Annotated in this window: 16 protein-coding genes and 1 pseudogene; 4 read left to right on the forward strand and 13 right to left on the reverse strand. The window is 56.3% G+C overall.

Going from position 1 to position 16495, the window contains the following annotated elements; translation table 11 throughout:
* A pseudogene (locus tag ADG881_RS17730) lies at positions 1-221 on the forward strand (hypothetical protein); the annotation flags it as partial.
* Between the two features lie 100 nt (positions 222-321).
* On the opposite strand, the gene ADG881_RS03195 reads toward ADG881_RS17730, so the two are convergent.
* Both ADG881_RS03195 and ADG881_RS03200 read right to left on the reverse strand, forming a co-directional pair.
* On the reverse strand, positions 322-1389 hold the full coding sequence (locus tag ADG881_RS03195) for a transporter (protein ID WP_007148356.1): 1068 nt from the start codon (positions 1387-1389) through the stop codon (positions 322-324).
* Positions 1390-1470: 81 nt separating this feature from the next.
* Positions 1471-2541 carry an AraC family transcriptional regulator gene (locus tag ADG881_RS03200; RefSeq protein ID WP_007149758.1) on the reverse strand — a complete coding sequence of 357 codons (1071 nt, stop codon included), beginning with the start codon at positions 2539-2541 and terminating at the stop codon, positions 1471-1473.
* 190 nt (positions 2542-2731) lie between these two features.
* On the opposite strand from ADG881_RS03200, the gene ADG881_RS03205 reads away from it, so the two are divergent.
* Together ADG881_RS03205 and ADG881_RS03210 are read left to right on the forward strand one after the other, a co-directional pair.
* Entirely contained in the window at positions 2732-3163 is a 432-nt protein-coding gene (locus ADG881_RS03205) for an SRPBCC domain-containing protein (protein WP_007150276.1), read from the forward strand.
* A 64-nt stretch (positions 3164-3227) separates the two neighbouring features.
* Positions 3228-5885 carry an RND family transporter gene (locus ADG881_RS03210; protein WP_007151125.1) on the forward strand — a complete coding sequence of 886 codons (2658 nt, stop codon included), beginning with the start codon at positions 3228-3230 and terminating at the stop codon, positions 5883-5885.
* A 470-nt stretch (positions 5886-6355) separates the two neighbouring features.
* Here ADG881_RS03210 and ADG881_RS03215 read toward each other — a convergent pair whose 3' ends face one another.
* From ADG881_RS03215 to ADG881_RS03265, 11 genes are all read right to left on the reverse strand, one after another.
* Entirely contained in the window at positions 6356-7075 is a 720-nt protein-coding gene (locus ADG881_RS03215) for a haloacid dehalogenase type II (RefSeq protein WP_050760111.1), read from the reverse strand.
* Positions 7076-7305: 230 nt separating this feature from the next.
* Positions 7306-7551: a DUF2164 domain-containing protein gene (locus ADG881_RS03220; protein ID WP_039926038.1), complete on the reverse strand. Its 246-nt coding sequence runs from the start codon at positions 7549-7551 to the stop codon at positions 7306-7308.
* Positions 7552-7680: 129 nt separating this feature from the next.
* Positions 7681-8082 (reverse strand): DUF6713 family protein, encoded by a 402-nt coding sequence (locus ADG881_RS03225; RefSeq protein WP_007148476.1) that lies wholly within the window; start codon positions 8080-8082, stop codon positions 7681-7683.
* Positions 8083-8198: 116 nt separating this feature from the next.
* Complete coding sequence (locus ADG881_RS03230; protein ID WP_039926043.1) at positions 8199-8678, reverse strand: hypothetical protein; 480 nt, start codon at positions 8676-8678, stop codon at positions 8199-8201.
* Positions 8679-8936: 258 nt separating this feature from the next.
* Positions 8937-9488: a GNAT family N-acetyltransferase gene (locus ADG881_RS03235; RefSeq protein WP_039926044.1), complete on the reverse strand. Its 552-nt coding sequence runs from the start codon at positions 9486-9488 to the stop codon at positions 8937-8939.
* Positions 9489-9536: 48 nt separating this feature from the next.
* Positions 9537-9866 (reverse strand): hypothetical protein, encoded by a 330-nt coding sequence (locus ADG881_RS03240; protein WP_156790321.1) that lies wholly within the window; start codon positions 9864-9866, stop codon positions 9537-9539.
* A gap of 656 nt (positions 9867-10522) precedes the next feature.
* The gene (locus tag ADG881_RS03245; protein WP_039926046.1) at positions 10523-11392 is read right to left on the reverse strand and encodes a hypothetical protein; all 870 of its coding nucleotides are present in this window, start codon (positions 11390-11392) and stop codon (positions 10523-10525) included.
* A gap of 543 nt (positions 11393-11935) precedes the next feature.
* Entirely contained in the window at positions 11936-13459 is a 1524-nt protein-coding gene (locus ADG881_RS03250; protein ID WP_007150278.1) for a fumarate hydratase, read from the reverse strand.
* Positions 13460-13591: 132 nt separating this feature from the next.
* Positions 13592-14467 carry an alpha/beta fold hydrolase gene (locus ADG881_RS03255; protein WP_007150930.1) on the reverse strand — a complete coding sequence of 292 codons (876 nt, stop codon included), beginning with the start codon at positions 14465-14467 and terminating at the stop codon, positions 13592-13594.
* Positions 14464-14745, reverse strand: coding sequence for an acylphosphatase (locus ADG881_RS03260; protein ID WP_007150262.1), 282 nt, complete (start codon positions 14743-14745; stop codon positions 14464-14466). The genes ADG881_RS03255 and ADG881_RS03260 overlap by 4 nt, the downstream gene beginning before the upstream one ends.
* Positions 14735-16054: a YihY family inner membrane protein gene (locus ADG881_RS03265; RefSeq protein WP_007149950.1), complete on the reverse strand. Its 1320-nt coding sequence runs from the start codon at positions 16052-16054 to the stop codon at positions 14735-14737. The genes ADG881_RS03260 and ADG881_RS03265 overlap by 11 nt, the downstream gene beginning before the upstream one ends.
* 87 nt (positions 16055-16141) lie before the next feature.
* Here ADG881_RS03265 and arsC point away from each other — a divergent pair, with 87 nt between their 5' ends.
* Positions 16142-16495, forward strand: a complete 354-nt coding sequence (arsC, locus tag ADG881_RS03270; protein WP_007151223.1) for an arsenate reductase (glutaredoxin) — start codon at positions 16142-16144, stop codon at positions 16493-16495.

Consider the following 16495-nt stretch of genomic DNA (forward strand, 5'->3'; position numbering starts at 1 on the left):
ACGCCAATGTGGGGTTGGGTGCGGTTACTGGTCATATTTGTGATAACGGCCTGAAGTTGCGCGCTGAAGCCCGTTACATGTATGACGATTTAGACGGTATTAGCGGTACGGTGTCTGAAGATGAAGGCGGGTTCAACGACTGGCGTTCTCTCTGGGCCTGGAAGTGCCTCTCGGTCAGACCAAGACCGTCGAAGTGGAAAAAATCTTTACGAAACTCGTGAAGTCGAGAAAGTTGTGGAAGTGGCCGCTGCTGACAGTGATGGCGACGGTATTCCGGACAACCGTGACAAGTGCCCCAACACCATGCTCCTACCAGCCAGGTTATTTCCCGCCGAAGGCTTTCTGCCAACCTACCGTAAAGGTGTAATCGGTTTCCATTTGGATACCATGCAGGGATTCCTGCACTGGCGCCTTGTATTCCATCGCCAGGCGGTGGCCTTTCAGCGCGCCGTTCTTGCCTAGCAGGTTCAAACCCACGCCAATATCCAGACGCTGCCCACCCTTGGCATCCGGGTCTGCCGCCGGGTTCATCATCGGTGAGATAGTCAGATCTTCAGCAGAACCGTTAATACTGGTCCACCAGCTTTTGTAGGCTGCCACAGACACCGATGCCCACGGCGAGACCGGCTTGGCCGCCCAGGCAGTCAGGTACTTGCTCGACCCTAACTGGTAACCCTGATCATTATCGTCCAAAGGAATTTTGGCACTAACCTGCGCGCCCCAGCTCCAGCTGGCGTATTGCTTGTTCAGGGTCAGCCCCGGGCGCAGTTCATAACTACCGGAGCCCAGCTGCATGGGGTAAGGCAGCTGCAGCTCCTGGCCCGCCATGGGAATGTAGTCTTCTTCCTCGATAGAACCGGTGGGCAGCCCAAACACCATATTCAGGTGCAAGCGGTAGCCGTTTTCGTCGTAGAACTTGTAGAGGCCACCGATACTCGCATCACCAATGCCTGAGGTTTCCGTATCAAACTCGCCCTGGGTGGTGTTACCCATCATGGTCATGCGGGTCTTGGTGGTCATCTCGTTGGTGCTGTACGGCAACATCGCCATCAGGGTGAGGTTATCCGTGGGGGCGTACATGGCGCCAAGCATATGCATGTGCATGGTCATCTCGTACGGCAGGGCTTTCATGTTCATCATGCCCATGCCCGGGATCTCGGCAAATGCCTCATCCGTGCTCAGCGAGTCACTACCGGATTTCGCCCCACTCATCCCCATGCCCATATAACGGTAGGAAAGCATCCACTCACCCTTGCCGTGCGTGTGGTCACCCATCACGGAAATCGGCGCATGGCTGTCAGCGCGCCCGCCATCATAGTGGGCAAGCACTGCAGGGCTGGCAGTAAGCAGCGACAGCGATATCGCAGTGGACAAAACGGAACGAGACATGACATTTCCCCGGCATTGAATATTCGCCCGCAAGGATACGGACCCGAGGGGAAATACCAATGTGGCAAAATGTCACACCGCTCAGACGTGAGAGCCGTGAACCGGCGGATTGCCTGACTCCTGCTGAAACGCGCTTTGGTACGCCTTGCGGTATTGGCCCGGCGCGCAGCCCTGCCAGCGCTTGAAGGCATGATAAAAGTTGGCCGTATCGGAAAAGCCCAATTCCGTTGCCAGGCTCTGCATGTCACAACGGTGCTGACGCAGCGCCTTGCAGGCATGCTGATGGCGCACTTGATCACGTAATTTTGCAAACCGCGCGCCTTCTTCCTGGAGGCGGCGCTGGAGGGTGCGCGGCGTCATGGCCAGGGCATCCGCCACCGCCTCCATGGTCACCGTATGCTCACCGAGCAGGCGCTCCAGGTGCTTGACCACTTGCCCGGTTATCCCCCCCGCCCGGGATAACCCGGCCAACACCTGGTCCGCGGATTTACGCAGGCGCTCGTTGTACTTCGGGTAGGCTCGAGGTAACGGGACGCCAAGCAACTCAGCGCTGAAGCGAATGGCATTCTGACCGGCAGAAAACGACATGGGGCACTGGAAAAATGCCCCATAGCTTTCCAGTTGCTCGGCACAGGGCTCAGCATGGAGAAAACAGGCCCCGGTCAACGGCATATCTGCACCCAGCAAGGATCGCCCAATGGACAACATGGTAGCGACCACCACTTCGTTGTGGGTGCGTGTCGCCGTAAAGCGCAAGGTCGGGTCTTTGCTGATCACCGACAGCTGCACGCTCTTGCCGTAAAGATCCAGCGAGAAATCCAGGTAAGGCACCACCAGGTCCTTATAGCGAAACAGCATGCCAATGCCCTGTTCCAGGCTCTTGGCGGTGGCCATCAGGTTCCCCAGCAAATCCAGGTTGCCATAGTGATTATCCGCCCCCACATGCAGCCCGAACAGCGGATCATCGCTTTCTGTAAAGGCCGCATAAAGCAACGCATCAAGTTGCTCAAGGCTGATGAAGCGATCGCTGCGGCCGACAATATCCGCATCAATGCCCACCTGCTCGAACAGGGCCTGCACATCCAGCTGGTTACGTAACGAGACTTCAAGAAGCCCCGGCAATATGGACGCCGGTAACAGTGTTGTTGTCATGCTGACTCCTCGCAATCACCCGAAACTAGGCAAAGCCCTCTGACAGGTCAACAACGCCCGCCGAATTGGCCCGTTTTACCGACTGGAGGTTGCCCCTTACTGTGCGTAATCTAGGGAGCCTTGAATAGTGCAATGGCCTGCATTTGCGCTTCCCGCAGGCGCCTTCTGCCAATAAAAACACGGATACAGCATGCTAAAACGTTATCTGGTCGACGAAGTCACCGACACCCGCGCCTCCCGCAAACAGGCCTTCAAACTGTTTGCCGACGCTAACAACTGGGCCAGCTGGTGCTCGGTAGTCCGCCACGCCCGGCTCCTCAATGGCGGCTGGCGTCCCGGCGCCCTGCTACTGTTTGTGGCGGACCTGCCCCGCCTGCCGCCGGCGCCGGTGGTCGTGAAGGTGCTGGAGTACAAGGAAAACGAACGCATCACCTGGGGCCTGCAACTGCCCTTCGCCCGCATTACCCATCGCTTCACCTTTATCGACGATGGCCAGGGCGGCTGCCGGGTACACCAGGAAGAATGGACTGAGGGCTTGTTGACGCTGTTGACCTGGCCCGCCGGCAAACTGATTCACCGTTTCGATACGCGATTCGCGGCAGAATACGCAGCCATGTTCTGAAACCGTCTGTTCGCTGTAGCCATAACAAGATTACAGACCCCCTGTAACGCAAACCGGATACGTCATGACCCATCGATTGTTTAACGCCTATTGCCGGGCTGTACTGGCACACCCTGTTTTCTGGCTGGTGCTGCTGGTGCTGCTTTGTGGCGTGGCCGCCACGCAGGCCCGCAACTTCAAGATCGATGCGTCAGCGGACTCCATGGTGCTGGAAAACGACAAAGCGCTGGAGTACTACCGCAAGGTCTCCAAGCAATATGGCGGCAGTGATTTCCTGATCATCACCTACAGCCCCAAAGACAAACCCCTGTTTCAACAGAACAGCCTGGATCACCTGCAATCCCTGCAGCAATCGCTCAAAGATGTGGATCGGGTCAGCTCGGTGTACAGCATGCTGGACGTGCCCCTGCTGTTCAGCCCCCAGGTGGAATTCAGCGACCTGGCCAACGACTACCGCACCCTCACCAGTGACGGCGTGGATCTGGCGCTGGCCGAAAAGGAATTTACCGACGAAAACCCGCTCTACGAAGACTTACTGGTCAGTGACGACGGCAATACCACCGCCCTGCTGGTGAGCTTCGAGCGCGACCAGAAATATTACGACCTGCTCTACAAGCGCAACGACCTGCGCGATCAGGAACGCAACGGCGAACTGGACGAACAAGGCCAGCAGGCGCTGGAAGACGCCACTCGCGCCTTCAGTGATTACAGCAGCCAGATCCAGCAACGCACCGCCGGGGAAATCGACCAGGTGCGCGAGATCATGGACAGCTACCGGGACGACGCCAACCTGTTCCTGGGCGGCGTCCCCATGATCACCACCGACCTGGTGCGCTTTATTCGCTCGGACCTGAAAGTGTTCGGCGTCGGCGTGCTGGTCTTCCTGATCCTCACCCTGTTCCTGATTTTCCGCCGTCCCCGCTGGGTGATCGTGCCGCTGGCCTGCTGCGGCGTCACCGTGCTGGCAGTGACTGGCTGGCTGGGCTGGATGGACTGGAAGGTGTCCGTTATCAGCAGCAACTATATTTCCCTGCTGCTGATCATCACCATGTCCATCACCATTCACCTCACCGTGCGTTTTCGCGAGCTGCATGAAGAGAACCCGGACGCCAGCCAGAAATGGCTGATCCGCGAAACCGCCGCCCACATGATGCGCCCCAGCATCTACATGATTCTCACCACCATGGTTGGCTTCTCCTCCCTGGTGATCAGCGGCATTCGCCCGGTGATCGACTTTGGCTGGATGATGACCCTGGGCCTGGGCGTGTCGCTAATCGTCTGCTTTCTGGTGTTCCCCGCCCTGCTGGCCCCGCTATCCGCCGGCAAACCCCGGCAAGGGCGTGATCTCAGCCGGGAGCTGACCCTGGCCTTTGCCGGCTTTACCGAACGCCGCCGGCCCATTCTGTTGATCGTCGCGCTGGCCGTGATCGTCGCGTCCCTGTGGGGCGTCAGCCGGCTGACCGTGGAAAATCGCTTTATTGATTATTTCCAGAAAGACACGGAAATCTATCAGGGCATGCTGCAGATCGACCGCAAACTGGGCGGCACCACCCCGCTGGATATCGTCATCGATGCGCCCAAGGCCACAACCGTGCAGAAAGCTGCCCTCAACCAACCCGCCACCGGCTGGGATGGCGACAGCATGGACGACAGCCCCGGCGACCCGTTTGCCTCGGACAGCGCTGGCGAGACTGGCAACGCGGATCCCTTTGCCAACAGCGACACTGCCGCCGCAGACAGCGCCGATCCTTTTGCCGACAGTGACCCCTTTGCCAGCGAGACCGGTGCAGACCCCTTCGCCACACCGAAAAAAGCCGAACCCAACCCGCTCAAGGGGTCCTACTGGTTCACCCCGGCCCGGCTGGGCCAGCTGGTGGACATTCAGGACTACCTGGAATCCCTGCCGGAAACCGGCAAGGTGCTCTCCATCGCCACCACCTACGAAGTAGCGGAAAAGCTCAACGGCCGCCCGCTCAGCTATGTGCAGTTGATGTTGCTGGCCAGTTTTATTCCGGATGACTTGCGCAGCCAGCTGGTAAAACCCTACTTGTCTGACGACGGTAACCAGGTGCGCATCAGCGTACGGGTGATCGATTCCGACAAGAACCTGAACCGTAACGAACTGCTCGCCAAGATCCGCACCGACCTGCAAAGCGACTTCGGCCTGCAGCCAGAACAGGTGCACCTCACCGGCGCCATGGTGCTCTACAACAACATGCTGCAGAGCCTGTTCGACTCTCAGATCAAGACCCTGGGTTATGTCTTTGCCGCCATCCTGTTCATGCTGCTGATCCTGTTCCGCAGCATCCCGGTGGCACTGATCAGCATGGTGCCCAGCCTGATCTCCGCGTCACTGGTACTGGGTCTCATGGGCTGGATCGGTCTGCCGCTGGACCTGATGACCATCACCATCACCGCCATCACCATTGGCATCGCCGTGGATGACACCATTCACTACATCCACCGCTTCCACGAAGAGCTCCCCAAAGACAACGACTACGTGGCCACCATGAAGCGCTGCCATGGCTCCATCGGTAAAGCGATGTACTACACCTCGCTCACCATCATTGCCGGCTTCTCCATCCTGGCCCTGTCCAGCTTCAACCCCACCGTCTACTTCGGCCTGCTCACCGGCCTGGCCATGCTGGTCGCCCTGCTCAGCAACCTGACCCTGCTGCCGGCACTGCTGATCACGGTCAAACCGAAACTGAGGGCGGGCTGAGCCTACCGCCACCGCAGGAACTTGCCTGAAAGCGATCCTGCAGGTGGCGCAAGCGAGTTGCGAAGATCAAAACCCAAAGGTGCCCTGCCAGCAACGGGATTAAGGTTTGGGGGTTGAGGTTTTGCCTTTCGCCACTCGCGACTCGTAACTGACCTTATTTGACCACTGACCAAATGAACAGTATATTGGTCGTCCGGGTAGCCCCAGGCCTTCATACTGTGACCCCAGGAAAGCCTGACGATTGATCTCCGCGCCCCAAGGATGGGGCCGGGCTCCCGGACTAATTCAAGCTTATGACGGAACGGTGTTTGCGGGAGCGGCGGTTCCACCGCGAATGCCCCACGCTCCTCAGACCACAATCCCAACGATAAAAAACCCCGGCCACAGCCTTTGAAACAAAGGCTCCAACCGGGGTTCTTTCATCGATACTCCCTATCGATCAGCAACCGGCAATCGCTCACCGGCGCCGCTTACTTCGCTTTCATGATCTCCGCCAGTTCAGAGACATCCTCGACCACGTAATCGGGCTTCTTCGCCAGCGGGTAGAGAGCCTTGCCGGGCCGGGCAATAAAGGCCGTCTGCAAACCTGCTTCCTTTGCGCCAGCCACGTCCCAGCCGTGGGCCGCTACCATCAAGGCCTCTTCAGGCTGTACGCCAAGCTGCTCCAGCACCCACTCATAGGCACGCAGGTCCGGCTTGTAGATCTTGATATCCTCGATGCTGTAACGGGCATCGAAGAAATTCGTCAGGCCCGCATTTTCAAACTGGGTCTTCACCCCGTCGTTGGACGAGTTCGTCAGGCTGACAATCTTGAAACCCTGCTCATTCAGTGAAGTGAGCCCCGGTTTCACATCCGGGTGAGGCGGCAGGCTGAGAATGGACGACACAATAGCCGTTTTCGCCTTTTCCTCACTCAAGGGAATATCGTTGTTCTCGGCCACCATCAGCAGCGAGGCGACACCGATCTGGCCAAAGTCGTGATATTCCCCAGTCACCGTGGTGACCAGGGAGTTATGCAGCATGGTCGAGAACCACAGCGGCAACAGCTCCTCCCTGCCCCCCAGCGCCTCGCCAACCGATGAGCGCATGGACTCCAGGTCCAGCAGCGTTTCGTTCACATCAAAGATAATGACCTTGGGTCTGGGCGGTTCCGCGCCAGCAGACGCGTCTTGCGGGGCTGTATCAGCCATGGCAGTACCTCCAAGAAACAAAATGGCAGCAAGAAGGGGAAACGTTTTCAACAGGGTTCGGGGCATGACAAAGAGCACCTAAGGGAAAATGAATGCATGGCTAACCAATAATTCAGCGCCAACCTTTGTGGTGGGAGGTCACAACAGAGCGAAAGTTCCTGAGATTGCTGCCCGCCCCCTAGCACACAACAAAATCTAACCGTGGCAAAGAAGGCCCTGCCACGATCGCCTTACACTTCCGGCTTCTCCAGTTCCTGCATCACATAGCCCACCTCGTCCATCTTCTCGGTGAGCACCTGCTGGGCATCGAAAAGCCCACGGTTATAGAAATGCGGGCCGATCTCCCTGGCAAAGAAATCAATCAGAAACTCCGCCTCGAAGCCGCCGATATCCTGCTGGAGCTCCTCATCAAAGTACGCCTTGATCTTGCTGACCATCCGGGCTTTTTGGTCCGGGGAAAACGTAATATCACTCATCATCAACTCTATCTAGATTGGGAGCACCAAAGGCACACCTGCAGAAGCAGCGGTTCCACCCTGGCCACAACCTCCAGCCCCCTTCCTAATTACGGGCATATACCGACCTCGGTCAAGAAAGCGTTTACTCTAGTCTCTACGAATCCAGTAACGCCCCCAAAGGTAGGCGACACCAAACAGCGCAGCGCCAAAAATCAGTGTATTGGAGAGAATGCCCTCAAAGGTATAGTGCGGCAGCCCACTAAAGACCACATGCAAACCGGCATGAACCACCAAAAACACTGAGATCCAGAACTGCCCCTGCACCGCCCGCTCCGGCAACCTGCTGGTCAGCCAACCCAACACCAGCGCAAAAATCGGCACATGCAACGCCACAAACACCACACGACCCAGCCCCGGCGCCATCCAGCTAGTCAGCGGAAGTACACGCCATTCGCTGTGGGTCATGGCATCCAGTTCGTGGGTGAATAGCAGGCTCACCCCAAGCAGAAAGAGTGATTTAAGCCAGAGAGGCTGGAAAGTGTCGGTCATTAGTGAGTCCAGGGAGACGTTAACGAGTTAACCTGATTGCTCTTTCTATAGTGAACTTGAGGCACGAGGCAAGGGGAAAATCTGATTTAACGTCACTCTCAAGAAGCGCTCCCGCATTACGGGATATTATAATCAAAGTCCTCTTTTTCAACGCTTTCAGGAAGAATACCCGAATTAACGCCAAATACTTCATTCTCAAAGGAGGTGCACGTTTTATTGAAAACGACGTCGCTTTGGTTCAGCACGACAAGTCCGGAGAAATCTGACTTGCTCCTCTGGTTCTCGCCAATTCCGCCTGAATGGCACATAACATCGTAAACGATGTAGCTGTAGTTTCCGTTCTTGAACCTCAATCGACTTATTCCACCACCTGGGCAAGCCGCGCTACTGAAGAGTGGCGAGTTCAATTCTAATTCGACTGTGTCACCAGCCCCGTATACATACTCAATCCGGCCCTTTTCAGTCATGCATACTGAAACATTTTTGCTTCCGATTTCACATGCAAAAACCACTTCATCTTCAAGCTCACATAAGGAATTAGCTGACACAGGAAGACATACAGACAACAAAGCAATCAATAGAAGTACAGGTCTCACTCATTTACCCCACGTTGTGACAGCGACGTTCTCGATGGAAATTCACGCGTATATTGGGTTAGCTCTTTCATATTCTCCTCATATGCACGATGCAAGACCTTACCCTCGGGATCTTTAATGCCTGACATGGGCACCAGCATGAGAAGAGTGGTGCACCGGATTATGAAGTGCGGAAATAGCGATGATAGAGTTTGAAATTCGGGAGGGCATCTGACCCAGAACTTCTAATTGCTGGCGCAGCAAGGAGTTTGCCCGCCATCATGCTCTTGTCACATGTATGGCATTGTTATGCGATGCTCCCCATTGCTCCGAGGTCAATCGGTATAACCTTACAGGCCGACCATGAAATTCCACGGCATCGAAGCAAGAAAACCCTGCCTTCTCAGCAACCTTAAGCGATGCCGCATGCTCAGGCTCTATGATAACGACCACTGAATTGAACAGGCGCTTACCGAAAACATAGTCAAGGACGGATCTGGCCGCTTCAGATGCCAACCCTTTATTCCAATAGCGACTGGCCAGCCGATAGCCAAGATTAACTTCCTCGACATCATCGACCCATTCTGGTCCAACACCGCAGAAGCCGATCAGTTCAGAAGATGTCTTATCGATGAGAGCCCATGGACCAACGCCATGCGAGTCGTAACAAGCCAAACACCACTCGATAAACTTGAGTGTGGCGGCCTCATCACAAACACCTCGAACCGAGTATTTCATCACATCAGGGTCGCTGAGAATTTCCGTCAATGCGGGAACGTCATCAAGGGACAACCGCCGCAGAATCAATCTATCAGCCTCACAAATATGCACCACAACTCCCTATGCATGAGCAAGCAGCGCCGCTGCTTCACTGGCTCGTTATAAGGCCTCAAGCTTGTTCAACGCCTCTTGCCAGGAAAGCTCCCCGCCCACCCACAGCAATACACGCTTGGCCCCGGCACCGTATGCCATGTCCATGATCACACGTTCTTCCACCTGGCTGAGGCCTCCGTCTGTCATTTCCATAGGCTGGAGTATGAGCTGCGGCCCAGGCTTCAGCCATGCATTTTCGCCAAGCCGCTTCAAACCTTGCTGCAGGCAATACTCCGCCACATCGAACTGCCCGACCAAAAGACGGCGGGTAGTAAATGGCAGGACCGGCAATGCCTCGTACGGACGCCCACCAACTTCAAGACTTTCAATAGTCATCCGGTCCCTGAAAACCTTAACGTAAGCGAGGTCAGATCGAAGGACTCTAATCACTTAAACCTCAACGCCCGGCTCAGCCGCCGAAGGTCGGCCTAGAGGCCCTTGTTAAGGAATTTACGAGTAAACGCCACCAATATTTAGGCCTGAATCCAATACATACTTCATATGAATAAAGACGATCTCGGATCAAGCAAGAGCCATCTAAGATTGGCATAAATGGAACAGTAAATCGTTCTACCGCATCTCACTGGTGGGCATATTCTGTTCTACATTTTGGGCATTTAGGATTAGCACCAGGAGCAAACCTCCCACCGCAAGGGCAGCTTGGAAGTGTGGCCGCGATTTCCTGCAATAGCTTCTCACTGGGCTCATTCTCGTATAACAACGTGTGGTCTTGCTCTCTATGGATAACGTTTGAACAAGTATCACAAAAGAAATGCGGACAGCTGTCGCTCATGCCACTGGATTGCCATGCAGAAGTTTCCTTCCCGCACTTGGGGTTGGGGCATCTCATCTTGCCCACCCAAGGAGCATCATATTCGTAATGTACGATTCTCATAGTGCCTTAACGCCTGAGTTCAGCGCCGTTTGATGCGACGCGTGCTTTTGCGGCAGCAAAAGTACGTGGCGGGTCAAACGTCAGCTGCAACGATTTGTTAGGTGCCATTTGCACGCCATTTCGTGAACCAATCCTTGGCATAAACGGGCAACACCCCTTGATACAGCTCAATGAGTTCAGAACCTACCTCTGGAGCTTTCTCTTCTTTGACCATCACAGTTCCAGCCACTTTGCAGGACGCATAGGAATAGCCGTCGAGCAGGAGTACCAAGAATAACGCTGAGCTGGCCGAATCATTAGGGTTGCGGATTGAGATTGCTACCTCATCGCCTTCGAATGTGAGAAAACGCCCATGAGTTCTTGGTGCAAGATGGGCGGCATCGCTCAACGCCCCGTATACGAAACCAGCACCAGGGAAGGTTTTCTTCAGGTGAGAAATACATGAATTTGGAGCAATACTCTGAGATTCATCAGGGTCATCGATCTCAAGCACGCGCAGGCACCACGCAAGCTGCTCCAAGCCTTGGCGAATAACAGCCTCTGCTTCGATACCAAGGCCATTCAACGACAACTGTATCGCGGCATGGAAAGTGGCTTGAAGGCGGATTAAAGCATTGGCGCCAGACAGAACGCCAAATGGCGCCCCCTCTGGAATTGAAAGCTCGCTTAAGCTTTTCGCGATGCCCACCGCTCGATCTCTAACCTTCAGCAGTAGTTCCTTGATGCATCCCGGCGGGCAAGTCTTCGTCGGATCGAAGCGATCCAAAAACTCTTCGCGATAACGGCGATACGTGTAGTCGATAGCGCTGTTGCCTCCGGAGTGCGCAACCCCTGCCGCGAGCACCATCGCCTTGAACTCGGGATCAGCATCGATTGGGACCGCGACACTGAAATGCAGAGTGCCGATGATCTCCATTTCATCGAAGTTCTTCGCCCATATGATCTTTCTAACGCCGTCCCAGGACACTTCTACCTCTCCATAACACCTAACAGCGTACCCAATTGCAGATGCGATATATCACTTTGCTGTATATCCCCGATCCGACCCTGCTCAAAAGCCACATAAAACCATTACTCAATCAGTGACTTACCCCATGGGCAGGAATCACTCTCAACGGACTTTTCTTGCACTTGCGTGTTGAACAGGCATTCTTACTCGGATTTTTCTTGCATCCTTTTTTCTGAAAATTCACCTTATCTCAGCAACTTACAAAAATCTGTAAGCCATATCCTACATATTCAACTTGTGCGCGGGTGAGAAAGGGAATTTAGGGCGGGGTAATCAGGTTGGTGGGGACGTTAAACCTTCGAGGTTGATTGCCAGGTTTGTCGTGTTATCTAGGGTGGGATTCGTCCCTCGAGTGGGACTCCTACACGGTTTGGAATCGCGCCGCGAGCGACGCTCCTACGGTTTAATTTTTCCGTCTTGCGTCTTGTGTCTTGCAGCCACTCGCCCACAAAAAAACCGCGCAGAAAGCACGGTTTTTTTGGGCGAACGGCGTAGTGCGTACTACGCGCTTTTTTCGGCGATCTTCTGTTTCCAGATGACCGGGCCGGTTTTGTGTACGGATTCGCCAGTGGAATCTACCGCCACAGTAACAGGCATGTCTTCCACTTCGAATTCGTAGATGGCTTCCATCCCCAGGTCTTCAAAGGCTGCCACACGGGATTTGCGGATGGCCTTGGACACCAGGTAGGCGGCACCGCCTACGGCCATGAGGTACACGGCCTTGTTGTCCTTGATGGCTTCGATGGCGGTGTCGCCACGCTCGGCCTTGCCGACCATGCCGATAAGACCAGTTTCTTCCAGCATGGTGCGGGTGAACTTGTCCATGCGGGTGGCAGTAGTCGGGCCTGCCGGGCCAACCACTTCGTCACCGACTGGATCCACCGGGCCTACGTAATAGATAAAGCGGTTGGTGAAGTCCACGGGCAGTTTTTCGCCTTTGGAGATCATGTCCACCATGCGCTTGTGAGCAGCATCGCGGCCGGTGAGCAACTTGCCGGACAGCAGCAAGGTGTCGCCCGGCTGCCAGGTCTGCACTTCTTCCGGGGTCACCGTGTCCAGATTTACCCGCTTGGCGCCTTCGTCGTTGCCCCAGGCAATGTCCGGCCATTCTTCCAGGTCCGGTGCTTTCAGGTCGGCCGGGCCGGAGCCATCCAGAATGAAGTGAGCATGACGGGTAGCGGCACAGTTGGGGATCAAGGCTACCGGCTTGTTGGCCGCGTGGGTGGGGTAATCCACCACTTTCACATCCAGCACGGTGGTCAGGCCACCCAGGCCCTGGGCACCCACGCCGAGGGCATTCACTTTTTCGAACAGTTCCAGACGCAGCTCTTCAGAGCGGGTCTGGGCACCACGGGCCTGCAGCTCGTGGATGTCGATGGGGTCCATCAAGGATTCCTTGGCGATCAGCATGGCTTTCTCAGCGGTGCCGCCAATGCCAATACCCAGCATGCCCGGCGGGCACCAGCCAGCGCCCATCTTGGGAATCTGCTCCAGCACCCAGTCCACCACAGAGTCGGACGGGTTGAGCATGGCGAATTTGGATTTGGCCTCGGAACCGCCACCTTTGGCCGCCACATCGATTTCCAGGGTGTCGCCGGGGACGATGGAGTAGTTGATCACCGCCGGGGTGTTGTCCTTGGTGTTGGCACGCTTGCCATCCGGGTCCGCCAGCACCGAGGCACGCAGGACATTGTCCGGGTGGTTGTAGGCGCGACGCACCCCTTCGTTGATCATGTCGTCCAGGCTCATACTTTCACCTTCAGGGGACGCTTCAATAGTGACATTCATGCCCACCTTGGCAAACACGGTCACGATGCCGGTGTCCTGGCAGATCGGGCGACGACCCATGGCAGCCATGCGGGAGTTGACCAGGATCTGCGCCATGGCGTCCTTGGCGGCCTTGCTCTCTTCCTTCTCGTAGGCTTCTTTCACCGCGCGGATGAAATCCACCGGGTGGTAGTACGAGATGTACTGCAAGGCATCTGCCACGCTCTGAATCAGGTCATCCTGGCGAATCACCGTCATGGGATCACTCCTGCTGGGAAAATAGGGGCGCGTAGTATAGCGCAGAGTATGAAGGGGGCGAAAACCCGACCCGCGGAGGGCCGGGCTTGGCGTTACTGGTACCTTCCCGCTTGCCGGCTCATTGAGCCGGTTTCAGTCGCAGCGGGTGTTATTGAGCAACCGAATCAGATGGCGGTTTACCGCTTCCGGTTGCTCCAGATGCAGAAAATGCCCGGCATCGGCCAGGGTTTGCAGCTCCACGCCACCACTGAAGTCGCTTCCTACCAGCGTGTGCTCCAGCAATTTGGGGCTCATGCAGCCATCATTCTCGCCGATCAGGATCTGGGTGGGGGTGGCAATATCCTGCCCCAGCCAGGCCCTTGCCTTGCGATGTTCTTTTTTCCACACCTTGAACAGGGACCGGTACCAGGCCAGGGCCGCACTGATCACCCCGGGCTCCGCCAGGGTGTGTTTGGCATTGTCCAGATAGAGCTCCGGCTCCCAATCCGGCGACCAGCGCCGCCACAGGGCTTCAACGCCATCCAGGTCGCCGCGCTTGAGCCAGGCTTCCGGGGCCAGTGGCAGCTGGAAAAACTGCATGTAACCGCTCAACAACACTTGCTCCGGCACTTTCAATAACGCTTGGGGAATACGCCGGATAGGTGGAATAGACAAGGCACTGAACGAGCAGAAGGTCTCCGGGGACTGGGCGCAGGCCAAATACCCCACCGCGGCCCCCCAGTCGTGCCCAACCAGATGCACACGGCCGCCCAGCTGTGCGGCAAAGACCATCAGATCGTCCACCGCAGCATAGAGGGAATAATCGCCGTTACCGGGCTGGCAACTGGGCGCATAGCCGCGCAAGGCCGGTGCGATAGCCGTATAACCAGCATCCGCCAGGGCATTGATCTGCACCGCCCAGTTTTCGTAGGTATCGGGAAAACCATGCAACAGAATCACCGGCTCACCATTGCCGGCCATCAGGGCAGGAAAACGCAGGTCACCATTGACCAGCTCAACCTGTTTCATCGGGTTACCTCAAAGTGATTGGAACGGGGGGCATCGTCATGATCGCTACCCTCTTCCACCAGAATCCTTTCCACCTGTGCCAGCGCCGGCCCCTGATGCATGGCATCGAGCATGTCATCCACCGCACCGCTTTCGCCTTCCAGCAGCGCTTCTACCCGGCCGTCTGCACAATTGCGTACCCAGCCGGTGAGATTGCGACGTATGGCTTCCTGGCGCGTCCAGGCCCGGTAGCCTACACCCTGCACAATACCGCTCACCAGTACATGCTTAACCGTCATGCTTGTCCTCGTGGTCAATGTCGGCAGAGGCCCTGTTCGGCTCTGCGTTGTCGTCTGTTTGATTTTCCGGCTTGCTGAATAGCGTATCCAGGCTGATATCCAGCGGTGCCATCATGCCTTCCCGGGCCTGATCCATTCGTGTCTTCAGCGCAGTCTCCCAGGGCAACGGCGCCTGCTGTTGCCGCACTCTGAGCTGGGTATGGGCCGGCCACGGTAGCATGGCCACCAACTGCCCCAGAGACAGATTACGCAGATCCCGGCTAAGCATGTAGCCGCCTTCTTCCGTGCGCCGGATCAGCTTCGCATTCACCAGCAGGTTGCGAAATTCATCCCACTGGCTGATTCCGGATTCCTGCATCACCTTGCGAACTTCCTTGCTGCGCAGCACCTTGCCATTTTGCTGGCGCTGCCAGAACACATTGAGCAGGCGCACCAGAGCGTGCATGCGCGGCACCTGGCGACGGTGTTCCTGAAAGACCACTAACGCACGCACCAGCTCCGCACCACCGAGCACAATGGTCCAGGAAATATAAATCCACAGCAGAAACACCGGCACGGCAGCGAAGGCGCCATACACCACTTCATAACTGGGCGCCTGCTTGATGAAAAAAGTGAAGCCCCCTTTCGCCAGTTCGAACAGCAGCGCGGCCACCGCGGCCCCCAGCACACCTTGGCGTAACGGAATCTTGGTATTGGGCACCACGGTGTACATCAGTGTCAGCATGGCGGTGGTGAACAGGAACGGCAGCAAGGACAGCCATAACCGCACCCCGCCCAGGTAGCCCACCGTGTCGCTGAAGATGGCCTGCGAGGTGAGATACGACGAGATCGCCAGCCCCAAGCCCAGACAAATCGGCCCCAATGACAGCACCGCCCAATACATCAACAAACTGGTCAGGCCTTTACGCGGGGTCTGCACTTTCCAGATACGGTTCAGGGTTTGTTCAACCGTGCTCAGCATCAGGATGGAAGTGACCACCAGAAACACAATGCCCAGCCCGGTCAGGTTCGCCGCCTGTTTGGCGAAGGACTGCAGGTGATCGAGCAACATATTGCCTGCGGACGGCACAAAATATTCGAACGCCCAGGTCTGGAACTGGGTGCCCTTGTCTTTCAGGGCGGGCACCGACGACAGCACCGCAAAACTCACGGTCATCACCGGGACGATGGCAAACAGGGTGGTATAGGTCAGCGCCGCAGCACTTTGCCGGCAACCGTCTTCATTGAACTGGCGCACCAGCAGGGCAAAAAACGCCTTGATGGAATCGAACCGGGCGTGCACCGGAATTACCGGTTGCTCATTCTCCATGCTCTACGCGTCCTCTCTGGTTGACCCCTTGCCACCGCACGTGTGCAGCTTACAATGGCAGCGTTACGAAACAGGATATGCAATCCCATGAGCGACTACATTATCTTCCACAACCCGCGCTGTTCAAAATCGCGTCAGACGCTGGCGTTACTGGAAGAGAACGGTATTACCCCCACTATCGTAAAGTATCTGGACGATATTCCGGATACCGCCACATTGAAAAGCCTGATCAGCAAGCTGGGGTTTGCCCATGCCCATGATCTGGTACGCAACAAGGAAGCGGACTACAAGACCGCAGGCCTGTCTGCGCAAAGCAGCGATGCTGACGTTATCGCGGCGATGACTCAGTACCCGAAATTGATTGAACGCCCCATCGTCGTCAAAGGCGATCAGGCGGTGCTTGGTCGCCCCCCGGAAAACGCCCTGCAGTTACTGGACTGA

Source organism: Alcanivorax sp. DG881 (assembly GCF_000155615.1).
Taxonomy (GTDB): Bacteria; Pseudomonadota; Gammaproteobacteria; order Pseudomonadales; family Alcanivoracaceae; genus Alcanivorax.

Bases quoted from the DNA above. Each gene is read 5' to 3' on its own strand.
- ADG881_RS03240 (WP_156790321.1), bottom strand. From the start codon at position 9,866: ATGACTATTGAAAGTCTTGAAGTTGGTGGGCGTCCGTACGAGGCATTG.
- ADG881_RS03265 (WP_007149950.1), bottom strand. From the start codon at position 16,054: ATGGAGAATGAGCAACCGGTAATTCCGGTGCACGCCCGGTTCGATTCC.
- ADG881_RS03195 (WP_007148356.1), bottom strand. From the start codon at position 1,389: ATGTCTCGTTCCGTTTTGTCCACTGCGATATCGCTGTCGCTGCTTACT.
- ADG881_RS03225 (WP_007148476.1), bottom strand. From the start codon at position 8,082: ATGACCGACACTTTCCAGCCTCTCTGGCTTAAATCACTCTTTCTGCTT.
- ADG881_RS03220 (WP_039926038.1), bottom strand. From the start codon at position 7,551: ATGAGTGATATTACGTTTTCCCCGGACCAAAAAGCCCGGATGGTCAGC.
- ADG881_RS03250 (WP_007150278.1), bottom strand. From the start codon at position 13,459: ATGACGGTGATTCGCCAGGATGACCTGATTCAGAGCGTGGCAGATGCC.
- arsC (WP_007151223.1), top strand. From the start codon at position 16,142: ATGAGCGACTACATTATCTTCCACAACCCGCGCTGTTCAAAATCGCGT.
- ADG881_RS03260 (WP_007150262.1), bottom strand. From the start codon at position 14,745: ATGACGGTTAAGCATGTACTGGTGAGCGGTATTGTGCAGGGTGTAGGC.
- ADG881_RS03255 (WP_007150930.1), bottom strand. From the start codon at position 14,467: ATGAAACAGGTTGAGCTGGTCAATGGTGACCTGCGTTTTCCTGCCCTG.
- ADG881_RS03215 (WP_050760111.1), bottom strand. From the start codon at position 7,075: ATGGCTGATACAGCCCCGCAAGACGCGTCTGCTGGCGCGGAACCGCCC.
- ADG881_RS03210 (WP_007151125.1), top strand. From the start codon at position 3,228: ATGACCCATCGATTGTTTAACGCCTATTGCCGGGCTGTACTGGCACAC.
- ADG881_RS03200 (WP_007149758.1), bottom strand. From the start codon at position 2,541: ATGACAACAACACTGTTACCGGCGTCCATATTGCCGGGGCTTCTTGAA.
- ADG881_RS03205 (WP_007150276.1), top strand. From the start codon at position 2,732: ATGCTAAAACGTTATCTGGTCGACGAAGTCACCGACACCCGCGCCTCC.